Origin of the sequence: Microbacterium sp. CGR1, from assembly GCF_001266755.1 — a bacterium.
Lineage (GTDB): Bacteria > Actinomycetota > Actinomycetes > Actinomycetales > Microbacteriaceae > Microbacterium.
In genome coordinates this window covers 3,214,438-3,240,862 of sequence record NZ_CP012299.1, presented here as the reverse complement: position 1 = coordinate 3,240,862, position 26,425 = coordinate 3,214,438, and the positions used below count along the sequence as shown (strand labels likewise).

At 67.1% G+C, this 26,425-nt stretch carries 17 protein-coding genes; 7 read left to right on the top strand and 10 right to left on the bottom strand.

Annotated elements, in window-relative coordinates:
* Positions 1-71: 71 nt before the first annotated feature.
* From AKG07_RS15485 to AKG07_RS15465, 5 genes are all read right to left on the bottom strand, one after another.
* Entirely contained in the window at positions 72-479 is a 408-nt protein-coding gene (locus AKG07_RS15485) for a Sec-independent protein translocase subunit TatA/TatB (RefSeq protein WP_053098708.1), read from the bottom strand.
* Positions 476-1,270, bottom strand: a complete 795-nt coding sequence (gene tatC, locus AKG07_RS15480) for a twin-arginine translocase subunit TatC (RefSeq protein ID WP_308418034.1) — start codon at positions 1,268-1,270, stop codon at positions 476-478. Before tatC ends, AKG07_RS15485 begins: the two co-directional genes overlap by 4 nt.
* A 3-nt stretch (positions 1,271-1,273) precedes the next feature.
* A complete protein-coding gene (locus AKG07_RS15475) occupies positions 1,274-1,516 on the bottom strand; it encodes a twin-arginine translocase TatA/TatE family subunit (RefSeq protein ID WP_053098707.1) in 243 nt (80 codons plus the stop codon).
* 42 nt (positions 1,517-1,558) lie between these two features.
* A complete protein-coding gene (locus tag AKG07_RS15470; RefSeq protein ID WP_053098706.1) occupies positions 1,559-2,533 on the bottom strand; it encodes an intradiol ring-cleavage dioxygenase in 975 nt (324 codons plus the stop codon).
* Positions 2,534-2,622: 89 nt separating this feature from the next.
* Positions 2,623-3,753, bottom strand: a complete 1,131-nt coding sequence (locus AKG07_RS15465) for a low temperature requirement protein A (protein WP_053098705.1) — start codon at positions 3,751-3,753, stop codon at positions 2,623-2,625.
* A 354-nt stretch (positions 3,754-4,107) separates the two neighbouring features.
* Here AKG07_RS15465 and AKG07_RS15460 point away from each other — a divergent pair, with 354 nt between their 5' ends.
* The 7 genes from AKG07_RS15460 to AKG07_RS15430 all read left to right on the top strand — a co-directional run bounded on the left by AKG07_RS15460 (position 4,108) and on the right by AKG07_RS15430 (position 15,609).
* The gene (locus tag AKG07_RS15460; protein WP_053098704.1) at positions 4,108-5,640 is read left to right on the top strand and encodes a sugar transferase; all 1,533 of its coding nucleotides are present in this window, start codon (positions 4,108-4,110) and stop codon (positions 5,638-5,640) included.
* Positions 5,641-5,738: 98 nt separating this feature from the next.
* Complete coding sequence (locus AKG07_RS15455) at positions 5,739-6,887, top strand: DUF1972 domain-containing protein (protein WP_053098703.1); 1,149 nt, start codon at positions 5,739-5,741, stop codon at positions 6,885-6,887.
* Positions 6,884-7,999 carry a Gfo/Idh/MocA family protein gene (locus AKG07_RS15450; RefSeq protein ID WP_053098702.1) on the top strand — a complete coding sequence of 372 codons (1,116 nt, stop codon included), beginning with the start codon at positions 6,884-6,886 and terminating at the stop codon, positions 7,997-7,999. The genes AKG07_RS15455 and AKG07_RS15450 overlap by 4 nt, the downstream gene beginning before the upstream one ends.
* 2 nt (positions 8,000-8,001) lie before the next feature.
* Complete coding sequence (locus AKG07_RS15445) at positions 8,002-8,889, top strand: hypothetical protein (RefSeq protein WP_200955152.1); 888 nt, start codon at positions 8,002-8,004, stop codon at positions 8,887-8,889.
* A gap of 1 nt (position 8,890) precedes the next feature.
* A complete protein-coding gene (locus AKG07_RS15440; protein WP_053098700.1) occupies positions 8,891-10,036 on the top strand; it encodes a glycosyltransferase family 4 protein in 1,146 nt (381 codons plus the stop codon).
* A 178-nt stretch (positions 10,037-10,214) separates the two neighbouring features.
* Positions 10,215-10,832, top strand: coding sequence for a DUF4352 domain-containing protein (locus AKG07_RS15435; protein WP_053098699.1), 618 nt, complete (start codon positions 10,215-10,217; stop codon positions 10,830-10,832).
* A gap of 64 nt (positions 10,833-10,896) precedes the next feature.
* Positions 10,897-15,609: a PKD domain-containing protein gene (locus tag AKG07_RS15430; protein ID WP_053098698.1), complete on the top strand. Its 4,713-nt coding sequence runs from the start codon at positions 10,897-10,899 to the stop codon at positions 15,607-15,609.
* A 57-nt stretch (positions 15,610-15,666) separates the two neighbouring features.
* Here the strand turns inward: AKG07_RS15430 and AKG07_RS15425 are convergent, their stop codons facing one another.
* The 5 genes from AKG07_RS15425 to AKG07_RS15405 all read right to left on the bottom strand — a co-directional run bounded on the left by AKG07_RS15425 (position 15,667) and on the right by AKG07_RS15405 (position 26,415).
* Positions 15,667-18,066: a right-handed parallel beta-helix repeat-containing protein gene (locus tag AKG07_RS15425; RefSeq protein WP_171821980.1), complete on the bottom strand. Its 2,400-nt coding sequence runs from the start codon at positions 18,064-18,066 to the stop codon at positions 15,667-15,669.
* A gap of 284 nt (positions 18,067-18,350) precedes the next feature.
* A complete protein-coding gene (locus tag AKG07_RS15420; protein ID WP_082298073.1) occupies positions 18,351-18,974 on the bottom strand; it encodes a CDP-alcohol phosphatidyltransferase family protein in 624 nt (207 codons plus the stop codon).
* A gap of 89 nt (positions 18,975-19,063) precedes the next feature.
* A complete protein-coding gene (locus AKG07_RS15415) occupies positions 19,064-24,415 on the bottom strand; it encodes a PKD domain-containing protein (RefSeq protein ID WP_082297976.1) in 5,352 nt (1,783 codons plus the stop codon).
* A gap of 95 nt (positions 24,416-24,510) precedes the next feature.
* Positions 24,511-25,161 carry a hypothetical protein gene (locus AKG07_RS15410; RefSeq protein ID WP_053098694.1) on the bottom strand — a complete coding sequence of 217 codons (651 nt, stop codon included), beginning with the start codon at positions 25,159-25,161 and terminating at the stop codon, positions 24,511-24,513.
* Between the two features lie 54 nt (positions 25,162-25,215).
* Positions 25,216-26,415: an O-antigen ligase family protein gene (locus tag AKG07_RS15405; protein WP_150115149.1), complete on the bottom strand. Its 1,200-nt coding sequence runs from the start codon at positions 26,413-26,415 to the stop codon at positions 25,216-25,218.
* Between the last annotated feature and the right edge of the window lie 10 nt (positions 26,416-26,425).

Below are 26,425 nucleotides of genomic sequence, written 5' to 3'. Positions count from 1 at the left end.
CTTGGTCCGTAATGGCCCTGATCAGTGGCTCCGTGGTGGCCTAGAGGGCGGCCAGAACTCACGTTGCTCAATCAGTCTAGCAGGTCGGCGCCGCGCACGCGGGCCTCCGCCTCAGCGGGCTTCCACACGCGCCGTGGATGACCGGACGATCCAGCCACGATCCAGCGCCCCTCGGGCTCCGGCTGCGGGGCCTCAGCGGCTTTCGAGCCGTCCGACTCCTCCCCCGCATCCCACGCCTCGCGGATGATCTGCCTCGGGTCGTACCGCCGAGGATCCACGGCGGTCCATTCCTGGCGGATGCTCGCCACTCCGGCCTCCTGCTCGGCTCGCCGCGCCGCCTCGCGGACGGTGAGCGTCACCCGGCGGACGAGGGCGCCGAGACGGCCCGCATACTCCGGCAGTCGCCGAGGACCGATGATCACGGCTGCGATCAGCGCGACGAGGAACAGCTTCTCGATCGTGAGTCCGAACATCGTCATGCCTCCGTCGTGCCGACGGCCGACTCCCCGACCCTGCGATCATGCAGCCATGCGAGCAGCAGGGCGATCAGGAACAGCAGGGTCATGGGAATCGCGATCAGGAACATCGACAGCACGTCGGCCGCGGGGGTCACGACCGCACTGAAGAGGACGATCGCGACGACGACGAGACGCCAGCTCCGCGCGATCGCCGCCGCCGACACGACACCGAGCAGGTTGAGCATCACGACGAACACCGGGAGCACGAAGGCGACCCCGGTCGCGAGAACGATCTTGAGGATGAAGTCGACGTAGTACGACGCCTGCAGCAGCGTGCTGTCCTCGGTCGAGGCGAAGCTCGCGAGCAGCTCGACCATGTGAGGGAAGAGAAGGAAGCCCATCAGGCATCCGCCGACGAACAGGGGAACGGATGCTGCCAGGAAGCCGAACGTGTACCTCTTCTCTCTGGTGGTCAGACCCGGAGCGAGGAACGCGAGCAGCTCGTGCATCCAGACGGGACTCGACAGCGCGACACCGGCGAAGACCGCGATCTTGAGCCGAAGGTCGAAAGCCCCGGTGATGCTGTCGTAGTTGAGGCTCGCATCGCGCGATTCGGCGAGCGCACTGATCGGTGCTCGCACGACCTCGAGGATCTGGTCCGAGAGGAGATACCCGGCGACCACCCCGGTCAGGAGCGCCGCCGTCGCACGGAACGAGCGCGTGCGCGCCTCCCGCAGGTGCGAGGACAGCGGCATCCGGGCCAGGGCGGGCGCGGTGCTCGCCTCGACGGCATCAGCGGCGAGCGAGGACACGGTTTACTCCGCGGGCCGCAGGACGGGCTGCGGGAGGTCTGCGGACTCCCGAGCGTCGACACGGTCCCGGCCCCTCGGCATCGGCTCGACCCGTGCCTCGTTCGAAGGCTCGGCCACCTCCGATCTGAGGATGCGCATCGACTGGCCGACGCTCTTGGCGAGGGCGGGGAGCTTCGCGGCGCCGAAGACGAGGACGACGATCGCGAGGATGATCAGGGCGTGCCACCCTGTGAGGTTCTGGAGCATGGTCTCTGTTCTTTCGCGTGGAGGGGTTGTCGGGGTTCGGGTTCAGTCGGACGGCGGCTCGCCGCCACCACCGGGGCCGCCCGCGCCGCCCGACGGCGCGGAGCCTGCGCTGGGCGTCGTGGCCGTGTCGACGCCGACCACGAGCGTCGCGGTGTATCCGCTGCCGCCGCCGGTGACAGTGGCCAGCTGAAGGGCCCCGGAGTCGTCGCCGAAGACGTTGTCGCCGGAGAGGCTCGTCTGCGACAGGTTCTGCGTCGAGCCCGGGTAGCGGGAATCGGCGTAGACGGTGGCGCAGACATCTTCGGGCAGTGCCAGCTGGGACGTGGCGATGGCGTTGGCCGAGTCGGTGATCGAGGCGAGGTCGGGGTAGACCTCGAAGTGGATGTGCGGCCAGCGGCCCGAGTAGCAGCCGGGGAAGATCGACGTGAACGAGACCTTCCCCTCGGCATCCGCCACCTGCACTCCACGGAGGTAGGTGACATCCTCGAGCCCCGACGAGTACATCGAGTACTCCCCCTCAGCCGTGCAGTGCCATGCGTACACCGCGACGCCCTCGAAGGGGACGCTGCCGTTCGCGAGGTCGACCACCTGGAACTCGAAGGTCAGCGGGATGCCGTCGGCTGTCGCCGACCCGTCGATCGACGTCGTGATGTCCTGTCGCACGATGCCCGAATCCTCGAGGACGTCCGGTCCGTTCGATCCGTCTCCGGGGTAGGGACCTGCGGTCTCGTCGGGTATCTCGCCGGCCGCTGTCGTGGTCGACGATCCGGACGTCGTCCCCGTATCGCTCGTCGATGTCGACTCGCTCGTGCTGCCGCTGCCCGACGGGGCGCACGCGGCGAGCACCATCGCGCCCACCCCGAGTCCGGCGAGTCCGAGAATGCCGCGGCGCGTCACCAGGGTGCGGATGTCGAAGGCGGCGCCCTGATCCACGACCTCCTCATCGGTACGGTCGAGCAGCCGCCCCTCGTAGGTCGGGCCCTCAGGGGTCTGTACGGGTTCGGGGATGCGGCTCATGATCGTGCTCCTCTCGATGTGGATGGGTGTCGATGTACCCATGGTCACGGAGGAGGCGATCAGCGAGCTATGCCGCGCCTATGCAGAATCTATGGCTCTCGACGCACCGGCGGATGGAGGACGAGGACGACCACGATCACCACGAGAACGAGGGCGCTGACCGCGACAGGGATGGGCAGCACGGCGTCGAGGAGGACGACAGCCGCACCGACCGGCACGACGGTGTTCACCACCCTGTCGGCGTTCTCGCGGATCGCGATCCACCAGACGCCGAGCAGGAAGATCGCGATCGGGATGGTCACGGTGAACGACGCCTGGATGGTGGAGAGATGGCTCTCCCCTATCAGGACGTCGAGTTCGACCTCGATGCCCGCCGAGAAGGCGGCGGCCGCGGCGAAGACGAGATAGTGCGTGTACCCGTAGCGGAGCGAGCGGCCGAACGTCGTGATCGCCCTGTGGTGCGGCGCCCAGAAGTAGATCCACCAGAGAGATGCGGTCACGACCAGGGTCAGCACGGAGATCGAGATGAGAGGGACGAAGGAGTCGAGTTCGTTCTTCGCGTCGATGATCGCATTGGCGGAGGCGAGGAGGCTCTCGCCGAGCACGATCAGGGTGAACAGCCCGTAGCGCTCGGTGATGTGATGCGGATGCCAGGGCGTCTGTCTGCGGCGCTCGGCGAACACGGGCACGCTGACCTCGACGAGAGCGAAGACCACGAAGGCCACGAGCTGGAGGGGGCCCGACGGGATGAGCAGGAACAGCACCCAGAGCACCTGCACACCGGCGATCCCGATGGCGTACCGACGCGCGGCGGCCTTGAGATCTCCCGCACCGCGGGACGCCCGGAGCCACTGCGCGATCATGGCCACGCGCATGACGATGTAGCCGATCACCGGGACGGTGAAGTCCCCCTCCTCGAACGCCGCAGGGATGCCGGCAGCGAGCACGAGCACTCCGCCCATCTGGATGATGGTGGTGACGCGATACAACCAGTCGTCTGTGTCGAAGGAGGTGGCGAACCAGGTGAAGTTCATCCACGCCCACCACACCGCGAAGAACACCATCGCGTAGGAGGTGATTCCGTGCACGAAGTCGCCGTGGCTCAGCGCGTGGTGCAGTTGGGCTGAGGCGATGCTCACCGCGACGACGAAGACGAGATCGAAGAACAGCTCGAGCGTGCTGGCCGTGCGATGAGGCTGAGCCGGATCCCTCGGCAGCATGCGGCTGAGATGGAATCGAGGCGCTGAAGTGGTGGTCACGCGGTCAGAATATCGGGGGCCATTCTCCGACTAAGCAGATGTACCGGAATACAGGTTGATCCACTCCCGTGAATTATCTTCCCCTGAACGTTTGGTTCCGCTAGAGTGAACGAAGTCTGCAGTGCCTGCTGCCAGCACCACCGTGTGGGACGGTGACCGCAACCCGTGATGTGGGATCACGGATGCAGCAGGACCCGAGGGGTCGGGAACGCAGACGATGCCATGGACGTGGGGTCCGTGGTCTGGGGAATATCTGGGGATAACTATGGCGCACTGGGGAATTCTGCGTACATTCAAGGCTCAAGGGGCCTCGGCATGACTTCCGTCGAGGATGCTCTGAGCATCACTCGCGCGGGTTCGGTCTTCACGCCGGTCTCTGCTCCGCGAGCCGCGAAGTCGGTCACCCGCACGGTGGTCACACCGCGCGTGTCCGCAACGCTGGAGCGACGTCGCCAGTGGGAGCGGCGTTATCGGATGCGACTGCGGATCACGGATGCTGGGGTCATCCTGTTCGCGGTCGGAATCACAGCAGCGGTCCAGATGATGACCGGTGTCGCGGGGGAAGAGGCCCTGCGCAACGGCATTCTGCTGGCCACGCTCTGGTATCTGATGCTCGGCGCGCTGCACACCCGTGACGCAGCGCTGTTCCGCGCCAGCGCCACCGAGTACCGCGGTGTGGCACACGCGAGTGGATTGGCGTTCGGGATCATCGCCATGCTCAGCGTCGTGCTCGGCTGGCAGACGATGCAGCTCGTGCTGCTCGTCGGCCTGCCGCTCGGTGTCCTCACACTGCTCGTCACGCGCTGGGCGTGGCGGCACTGGCTGACGGCGCAGCGTGCGCGAGGTCGTTTCGCCTCGCGCACGCTCGTCGTCGGCAACCGCGACGACGTCGAGTACGTCATCCGCACCCTGCACCCGATCGGCGCCTCCGGGTACCAGGTGGTGGGCGCGACGCTGCTCGACGGCAACGCGCGAGATGTCGAAGCACGCGGCGAGCAGTTCCCGGTGCTCGGCAACGTCAACTCCGTCTCCACCGTGGCTGCCGAACTGGGCGCCGACACGATCATCGTCGCAAGCCGCCCAGACGGCGAGCCCGACTTCGTGAAGCACCTCAGCTGGCAGCTCGAGGGCACCGCCGCAGAGCTCGTGCTCTCGAGCCGCCTCACGGATGTCGCCGGCCCGCGCATCTCCTTCGCTCCTGTCGAAGGTCTTCCGCTGATCCAGGTGCAGATCCCCTCGTACGAGGGCGGTCAGCACGTGCTGAAGCGCGCACTCGACATCGCCGTCGCGTCCGTTGCTCTCATCCCGATCGCACTCATCACGCCGATCCTCGCGCTCCTCGTCAAGCTGGACTCGCCCGGACCGCTGTTCTTCTCGCAGGAGCGCGTCGGTCGCGACGGTCGCACCTTCAAGATCATGAAGTTCCGCTCGATGAAGACCGACGCCGAGCAGCAGCTCGCGACGCTCAAGGAGCAGAACCAGGGAGCGGGCCTGCTGTTCAAGATGAAGGACGACCCCCGCGTCACGCGGGTGGGCAGGATCCTGCGCAAGCTGTCTCTCGACGAGCTGCCGCAGTTCTGGAACGTCCTCATCGGCGACATGAGCGTCGTGGGTCCGCGCCCGCCGCTGCCCACCGAGGTCACCGCCTACGACGGCACCGTGTTCCGTCGGCTCTACATCAAGCCGGGCATCACGGGCCTGTGGCAGGTCTCCGGGCGCAGCGATCTCTCGTGGGACGAGAGCGTTCGCCTCGACCTGCGCTACGTCGAGAACTGGTCGGTCATGAACGACCTGCAGATCATGTGGCGCACCGCCAAGGTCATGGTCCAGCCCAGCGGGGCATACTAGGTACAGAACACTGTGGTTCGGTCTGCCGGGGAGGCGGATGCAGGGCCGTGATGCAGTGAAATGGGTGCGGGAGCACCCGACATGAGGGGGAAATCACCGTGCCATCAACCGTTCGGATACTTGGCACCCACGGCGTTCCTGCCGCCTATGGCGGCTTCGAGACGGCGGCCGAGAACGTCGGTCTGTATCTTCGCGATCAGGGGTGGAACGTCATCGTCTACTGCCAGCTCCCGGGCGAGGGTCCGACCACGGTCGACGACTGGAACGGTCTCCAGCGCGTGCTCGTGCACGAGCCACGTGAAGGCTGGAAGGGCACGTCGGCATTCGACCTGACCACGATCCGTCACGCGATGCGCGAGCACATCGACGGCGACGTCTGGCTGACCTTCGGCTACAACACCGGTGTCTTCGACGTCTTCCCGCGGCTTCGGCGGATCCCCAACGTCATCAACATGGACGGCATGGAGTGGACACGCAAGCGCTGGGGCATCGTCAAGCAGGGAATCCTGCTGGCGAACGAGCGTCTCGCCGGCTGGGTCGGCGATGTGCTGATCGCCGACCACCCCGTGATCGCGACGTATCTGCGGCGCCACTTCGGCACGCGGCGCGTTCAGACCATCACCTATGGCGCCCACGAGGTCGTCGATGCTCCGACCGCACCCGTCGAGGAACTCGGCCTCGTGCCCGGCAGGTATGCGACCGTCGTCTGCCGACCGATCCCCGAGAACTCCGTTCTCGAGATCGTGCAGGCGTGGTCGGCCACCTCACGGGGAATGCCGTTGGTGGTCGTCGGCCCCTACGGCGAGGACGACCCTTACCACGTGGCTGTGCGGGCGGCGGCATCCGATGAGGTGCTCTTCCCCGGTGCCATCTTCGAGCCGGAGCGGATGCGGTCGCTCCGGTTCCACTCCGCTCTCTATCTGCACGGTCACACTGTCGGTGGGACCAACCCCTCGCTCGTCGAGGCCATGGCCGCAGGCAACCCCGTGATCGCTCACGACAACTCTTACAACACCTGGGTCGCAGGACCCGACAACGCCTACTTCACCGGAGCCGACGATCTCGCCGGCCTGCTCGACGACGTGCTCTCCGATGACAGCAGACGGCAGCGCATGGGCGCCGCCAGCCGCGACAGGTTCCACGCGGAATTCACCTGGACCAAGATCGGCGCCGAGTACGAGAAGGCGCTACAGACGGCACTCGCGCGACGAGGCCACACGCATCAGCAGACAGGGGTAAACGCATGATCGATGTCGCGGTAGTCGGACTGGGGAAGATGGGACTGTCCCACCTGTCGATGATCAAGGCCCACCCAGACGTGAATCTCGTCGGAGTGTGCGATGCGACGGGGTACCTTCTCGACATCCTCGCGAAGTACACGGGGGTCACGACATACAAGGACCTCGACAAGATGCTCGACGAGGCTCGTCCGCAGGCAATCATCATCGCGACGCCGACGCACCTGCACGCCGGCATGATCCGGCGGGCGCTCGAACGCGGCATCCACGTGTTCTGCGAGAAGCCTCTCGTCATCGACCCCGCTGACAGCATCGAGCTCACCGCACTCGCCGAGCAGAAGGGTCTGGTCACACAGGTCGGTTACCACAATCGGTTCGTCGGCGCCTTCCGCGAAGTCAAGCGACTCCTCGACCTCGACGCGATCGGCACCGTGAACACCGCGCTCGCCGAGGCGTACGGCCCCGTCGTGCTCAAGCCCGCCGGGCGCACCTGGCGAAGCGAGCGAGCGACCGGTGGAGGGTGCCTCTACGACTACGCGGCGCATCCGCTCAACCTCCTCACCTGGTACCTGGGCACACCGGAGTCGGTGAGCGGCAGTCAGCTGACGAGCATCTTCTCCGCCCAGATCGACGACGCTGTCGCGAGCACTCTGCACTACCCCGACGGCACGGCGCAGATCATCTCCAACTGGTCTGACGAGTCGCAGCGCAAGATGACCACCAAGATCACGCTGTGGGGCACCAACGGTCGCATCTACGCAGACCGCCAGGAGATCCACGTCTACCTGCGAGACACGGCGACGATCCCCGAGGGATACCGTGTCGGTTGGAACGTCCGATACACCACCGAGCTCACCGAGGCACCGTGGTTCTATCTGCGCGGCGAGGAATACAGCGCCCAGCTCGACTCGTTCGTGCAGCGTGCGCAGGCCGGTGCGTCCGCCGGCACGAACGACTTCGCGTCGGCCGCGGTCACCGACAGGGTGATCTCCATGATCAGCGAGGACGCGGTGCGCGAGGACTCGCGCCTCACCTCTGACGCAGCATCCGATCTCGCAGTGAACACCGCACCGAAGGGGCGCATCGCGGCGGCATTGACCGCGCTGCGCGGAGGGAAATGACCATGACGACAACCACTCGAACGATGGACCGGCTGCTGTTCGGTGACAACCAGTTCTTCGGCGTCAATCACATGTCAGAAGAGAAGGCACGGGCGCAGCAGATGCGCTTCCAGGACACAGACGCCATCATGAGCGTCCTCGACGCCGCGTACGACGAGGGTGTCCACACCTTCATGTGCACCACTCACGACCGGATCGCCGAGGTGACGGACCACGTCCGCGCGCACCCCGATCGTTACTCGGACATGACCTTCTTCCCGTGTATGCCGTATGCGCACAAGTACGCCAATGCGGTGACGGAAGACGGCTTCCTCGGCGCAATCCGCAAGTTCCTCCCGGAGGAGGGACTCCTCGACAGCATCGCTCGCGGCACCTCCTCGCTCGCCCGCAAAGACATCGAGGGCGTGACGACGCTGCTCATCGACGCCGAGATGAAGATGTTCGAGGGCCTCGATACCCCCGTCATCTGGCTTCAGAACGTGGTCGTCGATCTGCTCTCGGGACTGGGCTTCACCGACGCGTTCCGCATCTTCGCCGATCACGTGCGCAAGCGCTACAACGCGGAACCCGGGTTCATCACGATGAACCTGCCTCGCCTGCTCGACGACCTCGACAAGGCCGGCGTCGAGAACCCGATCGTGTGCTCGAACATCAACAAGCTCGGCTTCCGTATGTCCGGGGGCGTCGACGCGTACCGCGAGGCGATGGACAAGCGCCCGTTCCGCGCGGTCGCGATGTCGGTGTATGCCAGCGGTGCCATCCCGCCGCGGGAGGCCATCGAATGGGTGACCTCGCTACCGAATCTCGAGTCGATCGTCTTCGGCGCATCGAGCAGGGCGAACATCGCGTCGACAGTGAGTCTGGTCGACGAATACTGGCCGCAGCGCTGACATGCCCACCGGTGATCCCAACGTCGTCCTGATCGCGAACCCCGGTGCCGACCTCTACGGCTCCGATCGGATGGTGCTCGAGACCGTGCGGGCTCTCGTAGATGCGGGGCGACGAGTCGTCGTCACCGTGCCGGCTTCGGGACCTCTCGTGCCGCTGCTCACGCAGGCGGGTGCCGAGGTGGTCGAATGCTCGACTCCCATCGTGCGCAAGGGCCTGTTGAGTCCGCGCGGGCTGATCAGCCTGTTCGTCACCGCTCTGAGGTCGATCGGACCGGGCCTCCGACTGATCCGGCGCGTCGACCCCGGCGCCGTGATCGTGAACACGATCACTCCCCCGCTGTGGATCGCCCTGGCCCGGTGGAGCCGCCGGCTGACCGTGTGCCATGTCCATGAGGGTGAAGGCTCCGTGTCGGGCATCCTGCGACGCGCGCTCTATCTTCCACTCGTGTTCAGCCATCGGGTGATCGCGAACAGCGATTTCACAAGGCGTGTCCTCGCCGAGGCCGCGCCTCGGGTGCGCTCGCGCACTGTGGTGGTGCACAATGCCGTTCCGGGGCCGCCAGAGGTCGTGCCACCGCGTTCGTCCCTCGTCGCGCCGACCCGCCTTCTGTACGTCGGTCGTCTCTCTCACCGCAAGGGTGTGCATGTCGCGGTCGATGCGCTCGACATCCTCGTCCGCGGTCGCCGGGACGCCCGCCTCGACATCGTCGGAGCCGTCTTCCCGGGCAACGAGTCCTACCTCGAGGAGCTGCACGCTCGCATCGAGCAGCGCGGACTCGGCGAGCGCGTATCCTTCCTCGGCTTCAAGGCCTCCGTGTGGGACGACCTGGCCCGCACAGATCTCTCGCTCGTCACCTCTTTGGTCGACGAGACGTTCGGGAACACCGCTGTCGAGGCCGCGCTGTCCGCGCGCCCCGCAGTCGTGAGCAGGGTCGGGGGTCTGCCCGAGGCTGTCAGCGCCTCGCAGAGCGCCACGCTCGTCACCCCCGGCGACGCCGCCGAACTGGCTGCGACCATCGCCGCGAAGATCGACGACTGGCCCGCGCAGGCTCGGCTCGCACTGGCGGATTCCGTCGCCGTCGCTGAGGCGTTCTCGACTGCGCGCTATTCGGACGGCATCCTGGCCGCGCTTGCCCTGAAGGTCTAGCGAACTCTATCCACAGGTCTCTTGTCCCCCATCCGGTGGACATGATATGATCTCGCCACTGGGGATAGTGTCATTTGGGGATGACACAAGCTGACCGATCCGTTCTGAACGGATCGATGTCGGCAACCCTGATTGGGGAATCTGGGGATCGACAATCATGATGATTGCGCGTATAAGCATGTCCATCGCGACCCTCGCGCTCTGCGTGAGCCTGGTCGCTTGCACCGGCAGCAGCGAGGCACCGAGCGGCGGGGGGCCGTCGGCGAATCCGTCGGCGACGTCCACTTCGGATCCGACCGCGGGTGCCGTAGCACCGAGCGAGTCCGACGGGCCGTCTCCGGACGAACCGGTCGCGAAGATCGAGAGGGCGGGCCAGTCGGGCGAACCGAGCGTGAAGGCGGATCCCGCCCGCACCTCGGATGCGGTGTCCTATGACGACGGCGTGAGCGTCGCGATCGACGATGTCACGTTCGCAGCAGAGACGGCGCAGGGCCCCGGGAGCTTCCCGGACCGCGAGTACGCCCGCCTGACGATCACGATCGACAACGGCTCCTCGCAGGCGATCGACCTCGGCACCTCCGTGCTGACATTGCTCGACGCTAACGGCGCGACCGCCGTGCGCGTATACGCCGCAGAGGCTGAGACCGTCGACCTCGCCGGTGTCCTGGCAGCCGGAGAGAGCGCCACCGCCGCGTACGCCTTCGCCGTTCCCGCCGATGCGCGCGACGAGGTCACGCTGGTCGTCGACTTCGACGGCGACCATACATCCGCAATCTTCCGCGGAGGGCTCGACTGACATGTCATCACTGAGCCCGCGCGCCACCACTCGACTCGACCGCATCTCAGAACGAGGAACTTCCATGACACGCACCGCCCGCGGAGCAGATCGTCTCCGTCGCGTGATCGCCGCGATCGCCACCGCGGCCACGGCGCTCGCCATGATCGCTTTCATCGCGCTGCCGACCGAGTCGGCATCCGCTGAGACCCCCGGCCAGCCCGACACCGTCACCGCCGACGTCCTGCCGACGTGGCAGATCAACGGCGTCGTATGGAGCCAGGCGGTCGCCGGGAACACCGTGTACGTCACGGGCAGCTTCACCAAGGCGCGTCCGCCGGGGGTCGCCGTCGGCGGCCCCGGCGAGATCGACGCGAACAACGTGTTCGCCTTCGACATCACCACCGGCAACCCGGTGCCCAACTTCAACCATGCCTTCGACGGCCAGGGCCTCGTCGTGCGGGTCACCCCCGACGGCAAGACGGTCTACTTCGGCGGCGACTTCACCGCTGTCGACGGACAGGCTCGCGCGCATGTGGCCTCGTTCGACGTCGCAACGGGTGCGATGCTCGATTGGGCACCGCGCGCTGACGGACAGGTACGCGGTTTCGCGTTCGCCGGTGACACGGTCTACGTCGGCGGCAACTTCCGCTCCAGCGGGGGGCAACCGCGCAGCGAGCTGGCCGCCTGGAGCAGCACGACCAAGGCGATCCTCCCGTGGGCTCCGTCTGCCGCCGGCGACGGATTCGTCTGGGACATGCTGATGAGTCCCGACGCGTCCCGCGTCATCATCGGAGGCTCCTTCACGACGCTCAACGGCGCGTCCGCCTACGGCATGGCATCGATCGACGCCGCGTCGGGCGCCGCCCTTCCGTGGGCCGCCACCGACAAGATCAAGACGGCCGGCCTCAATGGCGCGATCTCGAGCCTCAGCACTGACGGCACCCAGGTCTACGGGACGGGCTATGCCTTCGGCGCTGGAGCGTCGTTCGAGGGAACATTCGCTGCGGACCCGTACACGGGCTCGATCAACTGGGTCAACGACTGCCTCGGCGACACCTACGGCTCGTTCCCCAGGGACGGGGTGCTGTACTCCGTCTCGCACAAACACGACTGCAGTGTGGTCGGAGCGTTCGGCGACACGAACCCGCGTTCACGCTGGACCAAGGCCATCGCCGAGAGCACGACACCGACGGGCGTCATCACCAAGAAGGACGCCTACGGCTGGGACTTCACCGGACTCCCGTACACCGAGCAGCTGAACTGGTACCCCGACCTCGAGTTCGGCACCTACACCAGCTCTCGCCAGGCGGCCTGGTCAGTGACCGGCAACGCGAACTACGTGGTGCTCGGCGGCGAGTTCCCGAAGGTGAACAACGTCGCTCAGCAGGGGCTCGTCCGCTTCGGCAAGACGAGCGTCTCGCCGCACGCGGTCGGCCCGGTGTACAACGCGGGCCTCACACCGGCTCCGTACTCGAACGAGTCCGGCGTCGTGCGCGTGCCGTTCACCAGTGTCTGGGATCGTGACAACGCCACGATCACGTACGACGTCTTCCGCAGCCCGTCGGTGAAGATCGCGACCTTCACGCGCAGCGACGGCCGCTTCTGGAACCTCCCGGACCTCAGCATCACCGACACCGGGCAGGCGCCCGGAGCGCAGGTGCGCTACCAGGTCAGGGCCAAGGACGCAGACGGCAACGTCCAGTGGAGCGCGTGGTCGCCCTACGTCACCGTGTCGAGCACGCCGACCGCTGCATACCGCGCGGCAGTGCGAGCGAGCGGAGCCGAGCATTACTGGCGCCTCGATGAGACCACGGGAACCCGCCTCAAGGACGACATCGGAAACGCAGCGGGCACTGCGACAGGCCTCACGCTCGGCTCGAGCGGCGCGATGACGAACGACACGAACGCGGCCATCACCTCCGCGGGCGGCAGCTCACCGAAGATGACGACGCAGGACCTCAACGCCGCGCCCGCCGCAGTCACCGTCGAAGCCTGGGTGAAGACCACGAACACCAGGGGCGGACGAATCGTCGGCTTCGGCGACTCGGCCACCGGCACCTCGACCTCGGGCACCACCGATCGCGTGCTCTACCTCGACACCTCGGGGCGAGCGAACTTCGCGATCAACGACGGCTCCTACCGCACGATCTACAGCCGGACCGCCGTGAACGACGGCAACTGGCACCACATCGTGGGTACCGTCGGCAGTGAGGGGATGCAGCTCTTCGTCGACGGCAAGCGCGTCGACCGCGACCAGGCCAGAACCTCGCCGAGGATCTACGACGGGTATTGGCGCATCGGCGCCGACCAGACCAACGGCTTCACCAACAAGCCCACCAACGCGGGACTCGCGGGAACGATCGACGACGTCGCCGTGTATCCGGCGGCCCTGAGCCCGTCGGACATCCAGTCGCACTACCTCGCGAGCGGGCGTTCCGCAGCCTGGACCTCGACTCCGACGGATGTCTACGGCGCCGCCGTATCCACGGACAAGCCTGACCTGTTCTGGCGTCTCAACGAGACCGTTGCGGGAAGCATCGTCGATTCGGCGACCGGCGGCACGACCGGAAACCTCTCCGGCACCGTGACCCGGGGGCAGGCATCCGCGATCGGGGCCGGCACGGCGACCACGTTCAACGGGACGAGCGCGCTCGTCGTCGCTCAGGAGGCTTGGACGGCGCCGAGCACCTACAGCGCCGAGCTGTGGTTCAAGACGACGTCGACCAGGGGTGGGACCCTGATCGGGTTCGGGAACACGACCAGCGGACTGAGCTCGTCGTACGACCGTCACGTGGTGATGCAGAGTGACGGCAAGATCCAGTTCGGAAGCGGGCAGCCGCAGACGACGCTCGTGACCCCCACGGCCTACAACGACGGGCAGTGGCACCATGTGGTGGCCACTCAGGGCACCGGCGGCATGAAACTGTGGTTGGACACGCAGCTGGTGGGCAGCAACTCGATGGCAGGGGCTGAGAACTACCGCGGCTACTGGCGCATCGGCGCGGACCGCACCTGGGGCAGCACACTCAGCAACTACATCGCCGGCACACTCGACGAGGTCGCCGTGTACCCCACCGCTCTCTCTGAGCAGCGGGTGCGCGATCACTTCGCCGCAAGCGGCCGGACAGTGCCAGGACGTGCCCCGGTGGCAGCGTTCACATCTGTGGCGAACAAGCTGAACATCGCGGTCGATGCCAGCACCTCCACCGACGCTGACGGGGGCCCGCTCGTCTACGCCTGGAACTTCGGTGACGGCACCCTGGCGGACGGGCCGACGGCGTCGCACACCTACGCCGCTGGCGGAACGTACACGATCACGCTCAAGGTGACGGACAGCACATCGTTGGTCAACACCCTCACGCGCGCCGTGACGGTCGCTCCGAACCAGGTCCCGACGGCAGTCGTCACCACGAACGCGGATCACCTCGACGTCGCCTTCGACGGGTCGGCATCGACGGATCCTGATGGCACGATCGCCTCGTACGCCTGGGACTTCGGTGACGGCGGGACAGGCACCGGGGCGACCGCGTCGCACAGCTACACGACGGCGGGCACCTTCACCGCAACGCTCACCGTCACCGACGACAGCGGCGCCACGGCGACCGCGACTCGCACGGTGACGACGACGCTGGCGCCGAACCAGGATCCGACCGCCGCCTTCACGACGGCGACCGACATGCTCCGGGTCTCGACCGACGCGTCCACGTCGGCGGACCCGGACGGCACCATCGAGTCGTACGCCTGGCAGTTCGGAGACGGTGCGACCGCGACCGGAGCCGCCGCGGAGCACACCTACGCGAACGCCGGCACCTACACGGTGACGCTCACGACGACCGACAACAGAGGGGGCACCTCGACGGTCACGCACGACGTCACCGTCGCGCAGAACCAGGCACCGACCGCAGCCTTCACCACGTCGGTCGCGAACCTCACCGCCTCCGTGAACGCTTCCGGCTCGGCGGATGCCGACGGTACCGTCGCCTCCTACGCCTGGGACTTCGGAGACGGCACCTCGGGCTCGGGTTCGACAGCCACGCACGCCTACGCTGTCGGGGGCACGTACACCGTGACATTGACGGTGACGGATGATCGAGGCGCCACTGCCACCACGACGAACGCGGTCACGGTGGCGGCTCCGCAGGTATGGGCGCAGGACGCCTTCACGCGCACGGCGACCAACGGCTGGGGCACCGCGACGACGACGGGCGGCCCATGGACGATGTTCCCGAACAGCGCGACGGCCCTCAGCAAGTTCGCCGTCAACGGCACCGGCGGCACGGTCACGCTGTCCGCCGGCAACAACTACTCGGCATCGCTCGCCGGCTCCACGCCGTCGACGAACACCGAGGAGCGGTTCACCGTGGCATTCAACCAGCCGTCGACCGGCGGCGGCTTCTACTTCTCGGCTCTCGGTCGTCAGATCGACAGTGGCAACGACTACCGCGCGAAGTTCCGTGTAGCCTCCACGGGCGTCGTGTCGCTGTGGCTGACGAAGACGATCGGCGGGGTCGAGACGGTCCTGTCGTCTACGACGATCCCCGGTCTCTCGGTCACCGCCGCAGATCAGCTGAGCGTCAGACTGCAGGTCACCGGGACGAACCCGACCACGTTGAAGGCGAAGGTGTGGCGCACGTCGGCCACCGAGCCCACCGCGTGGGCACTCGCTGCCACGGATGCGACGGCGTCCCTGCAGACCGCCGGCTACGTCGGAGTGAACAGCTACCTGTCGGGGAGCGCGACGGCAGTGCCGGTCGTGTACACCTACGACGACTTCTGGTCCGGCCCGGCTCAGTAGGGGAAGCAAAGAGGCCGGGGTGCTCACGCACCCCGGCCTCTTGCATGTGTTCCGCGATCAGGGGAAGCGGGCCCCGATGGTCGGCGTCGCAGAACCGAGGATCGTCGCCACCACTGCTGGGATCGTCCGGGCCGACGCGGTCACCCCGGCCAGCAGCCTTCCGGAGCGATCGGTGGCCGCACGACCTTCGATCGCGGTCGAGTTCGCGTCCTGCCCGGTCGTGCCGCGGTACGTCGCCCACGTCGAGAAGACGTAGGGGTTCACGTTCTCCGCGCCGCGCGACCAGACGACGAACCAGGTGGGTGCGGCGGCACCGTTGCGCTGGACCACATTGCCGTCCGAGCGGATGTTCAGCTGCGCGGGTGTGTACCGGTGGGTGTAGTCCTCGACGCACACCGTGCAGTTGCCCGCGCTCTCACCGATGACGTTGTTGCCCATCGAGATGTCGCGGATGAGCCACGGCATCGTCGGGTCCGGGAACGGGCGCCGAGCGTTGTGTCCCGGCACCGACGCGTCAGTGGCGCTTCTGCTGTCCTGCACGACGTTGACGGCGCGGTCGCCGCCGATGATCGTGTTGTTCCAGAGGTTCACACCACCGGTGTTGTTGATCTTGACCCCGTTGCCGACGTTTCGCAGCACGAGGTTGTTGACGAAATCGATCTTCTGCGAGAGCTCGAGGAATGCCCCGGCTCCCTTGTTCTCGATGATGTCGGATCCGGCGATGCGGACGTCGTACACGGACTGGTCGAGCCAGACACCCGGCCCGTCGTTGCGCAGCAACGCGGAATCGGTCACCGTCACGCCGCGCGACTTCGCGATCTTCACTCCGCCGGACACCGGCGATGTGTTGAAATGCTCGGCGTTGTTCTCGATAGCGAGCAGATCATCGATGACGAGCGCATCGGCGTAATTCGCGCCGAGGCCCATGAGGCCGTTGCGTGCGAGCGTGACATCGCGGACCGTGGCGTTCGACGACCCGACGAAGAGTCCTGTCGAGGCGTTGTCGTAGATCACGACGTTCTCGAGAGTCGCCCGCGGCGCCTCGACCGTGACGGCGCCCATCATCCACACGGACGTCGCATAGTTGCGGATGCCGATCCCCCGCACCACGGCTCCCTCGCCTCGGAGCGATAGCGCCTTCGTCAGCGTCGAGGTCTTGACGTTGCGTCCGGTCGGATCGGTGCCGAGGTAGAGGCGGTCGTTCGCGACGTCCGTGAAGAATGTGCCCGCCTTGAGATTCGCGAGCGAGGCGACCTCCGCCTGTGCGACGCCATCGATCCAGACCTGCTCGGGATGCGCGGCCATGGGATGCGCGTCGTTCAGCCATCTCCACCCGGCCTCGGTGCCGTCGGCCTCACCCTTCGTGAACGATGGGGTGGAGTCGAAGTCGTACTTCCAGTCGGCGCTGAACCAGCGTCCACTCGAGCCCTGCCAGTTCTTCAGCGTCGACGCCCCGTCGAACCAGACGGCCTCGCCGGGGTAAGACTGCACCGTGAGCTTCTTGCCCGCGGGGATCACGACCGACTCGTGATACGTGCCTGCCCGAAGCACGAGAGTGGCCCCGGATGCTGCACGGTCGACCGCCGTCTGCACGGTGGCGAAAGGCGCTGCGGACGACCCTGTTCCGGCGGCCGTGCCGCTGGGACTCACGAAGAGCGCACCCGATGGAACGGCGTAGTTCGTCGACCCCACCACCGCAGAACCGGCCGCGGTGCGAGTGCCGGCCACGTTCCAGACCGGGGCTCCACCTGCGGGGGCCGCCGGAGCGGTCGGCGTCGTCGGAGTGGTCGGCGTCGTCGGGGCCGTCGGAGCGGTCGGCGTCGCCGGGGGCGTTGTCGGCTTCACCTCCTGCTTCGTCGTCACCCGAAGATCGTCGAACAGGACCGCGAGTGCGGGAGTGCTCCGCGAGACATAGAGTCGCACTCCGGTGCGGCCGGCGACCGTGAGTCGCTTCGTCGCACGGTCGGTGACGCTGAGCTTCCAGGTGGACGGCTTCACGCCCACGGCGTGCACACGCGCGTCGATGGTGACGGCGACCGTCCCCGCGAGACGGGTCTCGAGCACGAAGGGGACTCCGGCCTTGACCCGCAGGTCCGGAACCGAGGTGTGGCCGAGCGAGGTCTGCACGCCCGCGTTGACTCGGAGCGTCTCGAGAAGGATCACGCCCTTCGGGTCGACGCGCACCTGGGTCTGATAGAAGCCGTCGGCGGTGAGGCGCGACTGCAGGCTCAGGTACACGCCGGAGCCTGCAGTCGGAAGCTTCGGAAGGGTGAAGACCGTGGACTGGGTCGAGTCTCTGACCGACAGGCCGACAGGCCGAGCGGTGACCGTGGCGCCCGGGGCCGCGGCGGTCAGCTTGGCCGCGCCGTTGGCGACCGAGGCTGAGGTCACGGGTGCCGCGTCGTAGGTCGTGCCCTGGGCCGATGTGCCGAGGCCCTTGGTGACGGTACGGGTCATGGAGTCCTGAACCACGACCACGTCTGTCGTCGCCGCCGCAGCGGGTGAGACGACGACCAAGGGGAGTAGAAGTGCGGATAGGGATGCGATGAGGGGGAGGGTTTTTTTGCGCATGAGGGGGAGGCTCCGATGTGCTTCTCGTCACTGCAGGGTCGGGGTGGCAGCTACGACATCCGCCTTCGGGTGGCGGATTATCCTAGACCATAGCCTGAATTCCCTGGGTAGTCACGCTGGGTTCGCTGATATCGATTGAGTAAACGACAGCGATCGGAGATCCTTTCGACTCAGCCGAGCGCCGACATCTTTCGGAACCATATGGCCAAGGCCGCGGCCAGGTACAGCAGCGCGGCGAGTCCCAGCAGGCTGTATACCAGCATGAACGCGGGCGCCCAACCCCAGAGCACGAACGCGAAGCACAGCACGCCGTAGTCGGTGGGTAGACCCATCAGAGAACGGACGAGCGAGAATCCCCCGGCCTGCGCCGCCTGCGGCACCCCGCGCTTGCCGCGCAGGAGGTCGTTCAGGATCATCCCGAAGAAGGTGACCGTCGAGATCACGGCGAACCCGAGCGGAACCAGAAGCCAGAGATCGGAGGGCAGCGGGAAGAAGCGGTACCACCCGATCACGACGGCGAGCGGGAGGGAGACGAGCTTGGTCGAATCGAGAACGTGATCGAGCCATTCTCCGGCGAGCGATCCGCCCCCACGCAGTCGCGCCACCTGGCCGTCGGCGCTGTCCCACGCATAGCCGATCGCGAGAAGCAGCCAGACGACGATGCCGAGAACGATGGACGGGGGCACTGTCGCCAGCAGGACGATCCCCGTGAAGGTGAACGCGGCGCTGATGAGCGAGACCTTGTTGGGCGTGAGGCCGGCGGTGTATGCGCCCGCCGCGATCACTCGACCCACCGGACGATTGACGAACACCGAGTAGGCGGGGGCCCCGCGGGCCCTCCCCTTCTGCGCTGCTGAAAGGCTCCGGTAGGCGTCTGCGAAACTCAGGGGGTCACTCCTCGTGCTCGGAAGTCATCGAATGCCACGGTGTACGGAACGCTGCTGAATCCGGACCCCGCGTATGTCGAGATCCCGATGTAGCCGGCGGTCTGCAGGGCTGCGGTGGAATCGGTCGTGGACAGCTGCCAGGCAGCCGGTTCTGTCGTTCCCGCCGCCCAGAGCTTACTCCGCAGCGTCGTCGTACCTGTGCCGAATGCCTGCACTCGCACGTTATATATCGTTCCCGCTGCGAATGTGAACCCGGTGAGGTTCTGCGAGACGAGCGCCGTGCCGCCGCGAGCGAGCTGCGCCGTCACCGAGCCGTCGGCCCCGATCAGCCAGCGTGCACGGTAGTCGTCCGCACCGACGACCCGGGCGAGAGCCGCGACGTAGACCCGCGCGCCCGTCGGCAGTGCGGGGGCCGTGACCGTGAAGGTCAGGTCCGTGCTGGTCGAGGTCGCCGCGTTCAGCGATGCGGTGCGGGTCTGCCCCGCCGCCTGCGTCGTGAACTTCGCGGCGCCGTTGTCGATCGACACGTTCGCCGCTCCGCTGGTCTGCGACCAGACGCCGCCGGTCTGCGCCGTTCCCAGAGCACCGTTCGCCCGACCGAAGTCGTCGGCGGCGAAGGCAGCGCCCGCGGGAGCGACCACGGTCACCGACTGGGTGACGGTGTTCACGGCGCCGGCGTTGTCGGTCACCGTGAGCGTCACCGTGTATGTGCCCGCTGCGGCATACGGGTGCGAAGTCGTCGCGCCCGTGCCGGTGGTGCTGTCACCGAAGTTCCACGCATACGAGGCGATCGAGCCGTCAGGGTCCGTCGATGCCGAGGCATCCACTGCGACGGTGAGATCCGTCGGTGTGGCCGTGAACGAAGCGACCGGGTTCTGGTTCCCCGGGGCCGGAGCCGTCACGGTCACCGGCTTGGTCACCGTGCCCGTCGCACCCTTGTCGTCCGTCACAGTCAGCTTCACCTGATACGTGCCCGCCGCGGCGTACGTGTGCGCCGTCGGCGTCGCTCCCGAACCCGTGGACCCGTCTCCGAACTCCCATGCGTACGACGCGATGGTTCCGTCGGCGTCCGCCGAGGTCGACCCGTCGACCGTCGCTGCGAGGCCGCTCACCGAGCTGGTGAACGCGGCCGTGGGCGCCTGGTTGGCGGGAGGAGTGGGACCGCCCGTGGTCGAGCCTGCCCAGAAGTTGTCGAACCGTGTCTGGAAGGGCACGTTGGTGACGGATCCGCCGAGGTACACGCCGAGTCCGACGTGGCCGGCCGACTGCAGTCCCGCCGTGGAGCTCGTCGTGGTCGACGTCCACGCGGTCGGCTCCGTCGTTCCGACCTTCCAGACCTTCGCCCGGACCGTGGTCGGAGACGTGCCGGTCGCCTCGGTGCGCACATGCAGCGCCTCGCCCGCGGCGACGGTCAGCCCGGTCGGAACCGTGGTCAGCACGGTGGTGGTCTGCTGCAGCTGCAGCTGCACCCCGCCGGTCGGAGACACGATCACACGGGACCTGTAGTCCTCGGTGCCGACGCGGCGTGCCGCCACTGTGTAGTACGCGCTGCCTCCGGTCGGAAGCTGCGGCAGGACCACATCGACGTCCACCGCGGTGTCTGTCGAGGAGACGCCGGTGAGGTAGGCGTACCGCTGCGCTCCTCCGGCGGGCTGCTGGAACGCCGCGTACGCACCGCTGACCAGGTAGTTGGATGCCGTGTTCGACAGCGTCCAGGCCCCACCCGTGTTTGCGGTCCCGAGGCCGCTGGCGGCCGTGCGGTTGAACGAATCCGAGGCGTATGTCACTGCACCGACCGGCGCCGACACGGTGATCGAGGCGGTCTTCTGCGAGGTGGCACCCTCGTCGTCGGTGACGGTCAGGGTGATCGTGTAAGTGCCGGCTGCAGCGTATGTGTGCGTCGCCGTGGCCCCCGAGCCCGCTGCCGTCGAATCACCCCAGTTCCAGGAGTATCCGGCGATCGTGCCGTCGGTGTCCTGAGAAGCGCTCGCGTCGACGTCGACCTTGAGGTCGGCCGCCGCCGAGGTGAACGACGATACGGGCGCCTGGTTGGCCACCGCCTCGACGATCGCCGTCTCGGTGTCGGTCGCGCCCTTGTCGTCGGTGACCGTGAGGGTCACCGTGTAGGACCCGGCGACGGCGTAGGTGTGCGTCGCCGTAGCACCGGAGCCCGCGGGCGATCCGTCGCCCCAGTTCCAGCTGTAGGCCTGGATCGTGCCGTCGGCGTCAGTCGAGGCCGAGGCGTCGACCGCGAGGCCGAGCTTCGTGACCGCGGTGGTGAAGCTGGCGCTCGGCGCGATGTTCGCCGGCGCGCCGGTCGTTCCCAGCGCGTAGTGCTGAGAGACGGCGGTCTCGGAGATGGGCGTCAGATAGACCGCTACCTCGTCGATGGCTCCGTCGAACTCCCAGTCTCCGGGGCCCCAGGTGACGTCGCCACCCACGTGCCAGTATCCGGTGTAGTCCTGCGCGTTCGTCTGGCCGTTCGACCCCTGCAGCACGCCGTCGACGTAGAGACGCATGCCGGTCGCGCCCTGCGTCGCGACCACCTGATGCCACTGACCGTCGTTGTACGACGCGCTGGTCTGCAGCGTCTCGGCGAAACCGACCCACACGCCGTAGATCAGCTTGCCGTCGGGTGTCATGTAGACGTGTCGGTCGTACCCGGAGGAGTTGCCGTCAGCGCTGTTTCCGAATCCGATGATCTTGCCACCGGTCGTGGTGTCCGTCTTGAACCACGCCTCGAGCGAGTACGACCGCGGGTTCGTGAAGGCGTTCTGGCTGATGACCTGGCCGCCCTCGAACGTGGCCGCCGAGTTGCTGACTCCCTCGAGAGCTCCGTTCGCGCCCTTGGTGACAGCGCCGAAGTAGTTGCCCTTCTGGTTGTAACCGGAGGCGTCTGCCGCGACACTGCCGGTCGACTCGCCGAGACGCCAGTACAGCGCGGGGTCGGCGGCGTAGACGGCTGCGCCGTATGCGTCGCTCGGTGCGGTCGAGCCCTCGAGCTCGCGTCCGGATGCGGTGTAATGGGCGGCTGCCTGCTCGCGCGTCAGCGGAGCCCCGTAGATGGCGACCTCGTCGATCTGACCGTCGAAGAACGCGGCTCCAGACCAGGAGGTGTCTCCACCGACACGCCAGTACCCGTTGTACGGCTGGGCAGAGGTGACATCGGTGCGCTGGGCGACCCGGACGCCGTCGATGTAGAGCACCATGCCGCCGTCGCTGAGACCGGCGGACATGTAGTGCCACTGACCGTCGTTGAATGCAGACGACGAACTGATCGTCTGAGATGAGCCGGGGTAGACGCCGAAGGTGACGCGTCCGCTGGCCTCCATGTAGACGTGGCGGTCATAGCTGCCGGATGTGCCGGTCGAGCTGCTGCCGAAGCCGACGATCTTGCCGCCGTCGGTGGAGGTCGTCTTGAACCAGGCCTCGACACCGAAGGTGTCAGGGCCGGCGATGGCCGAGGTGGTCGACGCGAAGCCGTTGGCCGAGCCGTCGAAGTCGGAGGCGTCACGGGAATCCGAGAGCATGGCGCCCGAGGTTCCGCGGGTGACGCCGCTGCGTACCGCGAGGTCCGATGCACCGGCCCAGTCGTACGAGAGGGTCGCGGACGAGTCGTCGAGCGGCCAGTAGCTCAGGGGCGCGTCCTCGAGCACCGCGGTACGGTACGCACTCGGAGCCGCCGAGCCGGACGCCGTCACGGTCGTCGTCCCGCCGAGGATCGAATGACCTTCGTTGTCCGTGGCGCGCACCCGGTATGTGTAGCTCGTGCCGTTCGTGACGGTGGTGTCGACGAACGCCATCGGGGGCAGGCCCCAGTCGGCGGACTTCGACCGGATCTTCTCGTAGGTCTTGACGACCACGTTGTCGCGCAGGACCTCGTACTTCAGGAACTCGCTGTCACGGTCGTAGTTGAGTGGCCAGCTCACGCGGATCGATCCGCCGGTGAGCGCGATCGAGGATGCCGGCCACGCGGTGTTCCAGAGGATAGGGCCCTGTGCGTTCGGAGCCTTGCTGGTCACGGCGAAGCGGGCGAGGCCCTGCTGCCCGGTGTTGTTCACCCGGGTGAACTCGCCGCCGTACACGAGGTACTCGCTGTTGGAGGAGACCGACCACGGACCCTGCGATGCGCCACTGACGTTGCCCGCGTTGAAGGCGGGGAACCAGTGCTGCAGCTTGGGTGCGGGGTTTCCGCCGAAGTCGTAGTAGCCGAGGTTCAGGCCATAGGGCGTGGTGCGCTCGACGTCCTTTGTGACGGCCAGGCCGCGGTAGAACGACCAGGGGTCGCTCTGCGGGAATCCGTCGACGAGGCTGCCGCAGTAGTGCGAGTGGCCAGCCGCGTACACGCTGTCGCCCATGGGCTCGACGTCGTACTGGTCGCCGTGGCAGTCGTTGACCCAGACCAGGTTGCCACTCGACCACGACGCACGGAACGAGCCCTCGAGGTTGCCGCCGTTGCCGAAGACGTAGCCGGTGCCGTAGATGTCGTCGCCGTCGGACTTGAGCGAGAGAATCGCCGCGTCGAGACCGGCGTTGCGGATCACGTTGTTCGCGGAGAAGGGCAGCAGCGAGGCGTCGGATGCCGACACCATGGCCAGTCCGTAACCGGGATTGGAGCTGCCGTTGAGGGTCAGGAAGTTTCCGCCGAGCACGACCTTGTCACCCGCGGGAGAGACGGTGACGACGCGGCCCTGACGTGACTCGAGCACGGGCGCCCAGGGGAGCAGAGTGCCGCTGCGGGTGAAGGCTGCGGCGCCGGAGCGGTCGTTGCCCGAGACTCGGCCGAACGTGCCGGTGATGTACACGGTGTCGTTGGTCGCGGCCACGCCGGAGGTGACGCCGTTGGAGTTCGGGTTGAACGCGGCCAGGTTGCCGCTGGGCAGATCGAACGCGGCGACGCGGTTGCGCGTCTGGGTGTTCACCGTGGTGAAGTCGCCGACGATGTAGAGCCGCGTTCCGTCGGGCGAGGCCTCGACCTGGCGCACCTGGCCGTTGATCGAGGGGGCGAACGACGTGATCAGCGCGCCCGTGCGGATGTCGTAGGCCAGCAGGTTCGATCGGGGCGTCTCGTTCGTCCCCGCGGCCGCGCCCGCCGGGCGTGCGCTGGTGAACTTTCCGGCCGCGTAGACGACGTTGCCCACGACTGCCTGATCCCAGACGATGCCGTTGATCTGAACCGTCGGAAGCGAGTCGGCGGTCACCGTCGGCGCTTCCCCCTCGGGTGGACTGACGTCCGCCTGAGCCGGCGAGATCGCCACCAGCGATCCGAAGGCTATGGCGAGCGTCATCGCGATCGCGATCGATGCTCCCCGTGCGCGGCGTCCCCAAGACAGAGCTGTAGTGCCCATCGTTCATCTCCCCAGATGATGGACCGTTCGCGCTCAACCCCTACATTGGCACCGAACGATGATTCCCCAGTAATCCGTCGTCCGACGGTGACGACCTAAGGTCGAGGACCGACGAAGACGACGTTTGGCGCAGCGGCCAATATATCGACAGTAACACGCACGTCCCCGTCAGGAGAAGAGGGAACTGCAAACTGGTATATCGCATCCGCGCTGGTGCCTGCCGGGATGGAATCCGGCCACACTGTGGTGCCCTCGCCGGTCAAGCCCGCCGCGGGAAGCCGGTCGTCCCCGCCATAGGTCAGCGTGACGTTCGCCCCCGCCGTGTCGACGGGCGCATCCGAATCGTTCGTGAGGCGGACAGTCACCTGGATCGCCGGCCCGCTGGGCTCGCCCGGGATGTCGTTGCCTGCGGTGATCGACTCGATCGTCGTGACTTCGGCGACCACGCCGTCGACCGCGGGGGCGGGTTCGTCGAGAGGCACCTCTTCACCGTTGCCGGGCTTCGCGACGTCGTCGGTGGCACCGGGCGTCGGAGTCTCGAATTCGGTGGGCTGTGGTGTCGGCGTCGGTCCCGGTGTGGTGGTGACCCCCGGTGTGGTCGACGCGCCGGGCTCCCCCTGACCTGAGTTGCTGTTCGCGATCACGCCCCACACGATCCCGCCGATGAGGAGCACGGCGACCACGCCGACGATCGTCCATCCACGCCACCCCATCCGCCGCTGCGGACCTCCGACCGACTCAGTCACTGGTCTCTCCTCCGCGCCGGGTCTCCGCGTCGACGACACGGATATTCCGACATTCTAGGTGAGACTCGCCTGTCGCGACCGGCGCCCGTCCACCCGATCGTATTCGGGTCCGACAGGGTCATCGGCGTGCCTGGAACGATGGGTGAGCAATGAGGCCACGACGAAGAACAGGATGAAGGCAGTCGCACTGTCGATGAGACCGCTCTCCGTGACGGAGCGGATGATGACCAGCGTCAGCAAAGGCGTGATGAGCCATCGGCGCCGAGATGAGATCAGCGCGCTCGCCACGCACCACACGATCAGCGCTCCGATCAGCGCGGTGCCGATGAGCCCCGTCTGGGCGAGCAGCGAGGCCCAACTGCTGTCGAGCACCTGCTCGTCACGCCATTTGATGTCGACCGGGATCTTCTTGGCGGAGAGGCCGATGCCGATCCACTTCTGCCATTCGCTCCAGTCCCATCCGATCACGACCCTCCACACGTCGAAACGCGAGTCGAGAGCGGTGGAGGTGTCGTTCGACCCTGCTCGGGTGGCGAGGCTGCCGAAGACGTCGGTGAACGACCCGATCGCGTAGCCGAGTGGAAGAGCGCCGAGAAGAAGGTAGACGACGCTGCGGTCCCGGATGCCGTTGACCACCACTGCGACGCCGATTCCGACCACGATCGCGAGCAGGCCGGTGCGTGATCCGCTCGCCACGGCGATGCCGACCAGGAGGACGGCGGCGAGCAGCCGCCAGACCCGCACGCCGTTGCGCAGCATGAGGATGACGAGACCGACGATCGGCGCCGCCACAAGGCCGGCGAGTTCGTTCGGGTGGATCTCGGGGATACCCCCACCGAGACGACCGCTCGCCGCCAGGCTCGGCAGTCCGGTCACCGCCGCGACGACGGCCACTGAGGCCATCGCCGCGAGCAGGCACACGATGCTCGTCACCCACGGCACCGTCGTGAGGAGGAAGAGGATCGTCGCCATCACTAGGAACATCCTGCCGACGAGGACGATCGTCGCAGAGTCGTTGCCCGCGAGAATCGACCCGAGAACACTGACGAGCAGCGCGACGGCGATCACTCCCGCGGGTGCGATACCGACGGCGACCCGCTCGCGCGTCCTCGCCGCCAGCGCGACCGTCGCGGCGAGCGCGAGAAGCGCGATGAACGCCTTGGCGACAACCACCCCATCCGCGCCGCCGGAGTAGATCGTCGCGCTGCGCCAGGGGATCACGCTCACGATGATCAGCACATAGAGAGCCCCCACCACCGCCACT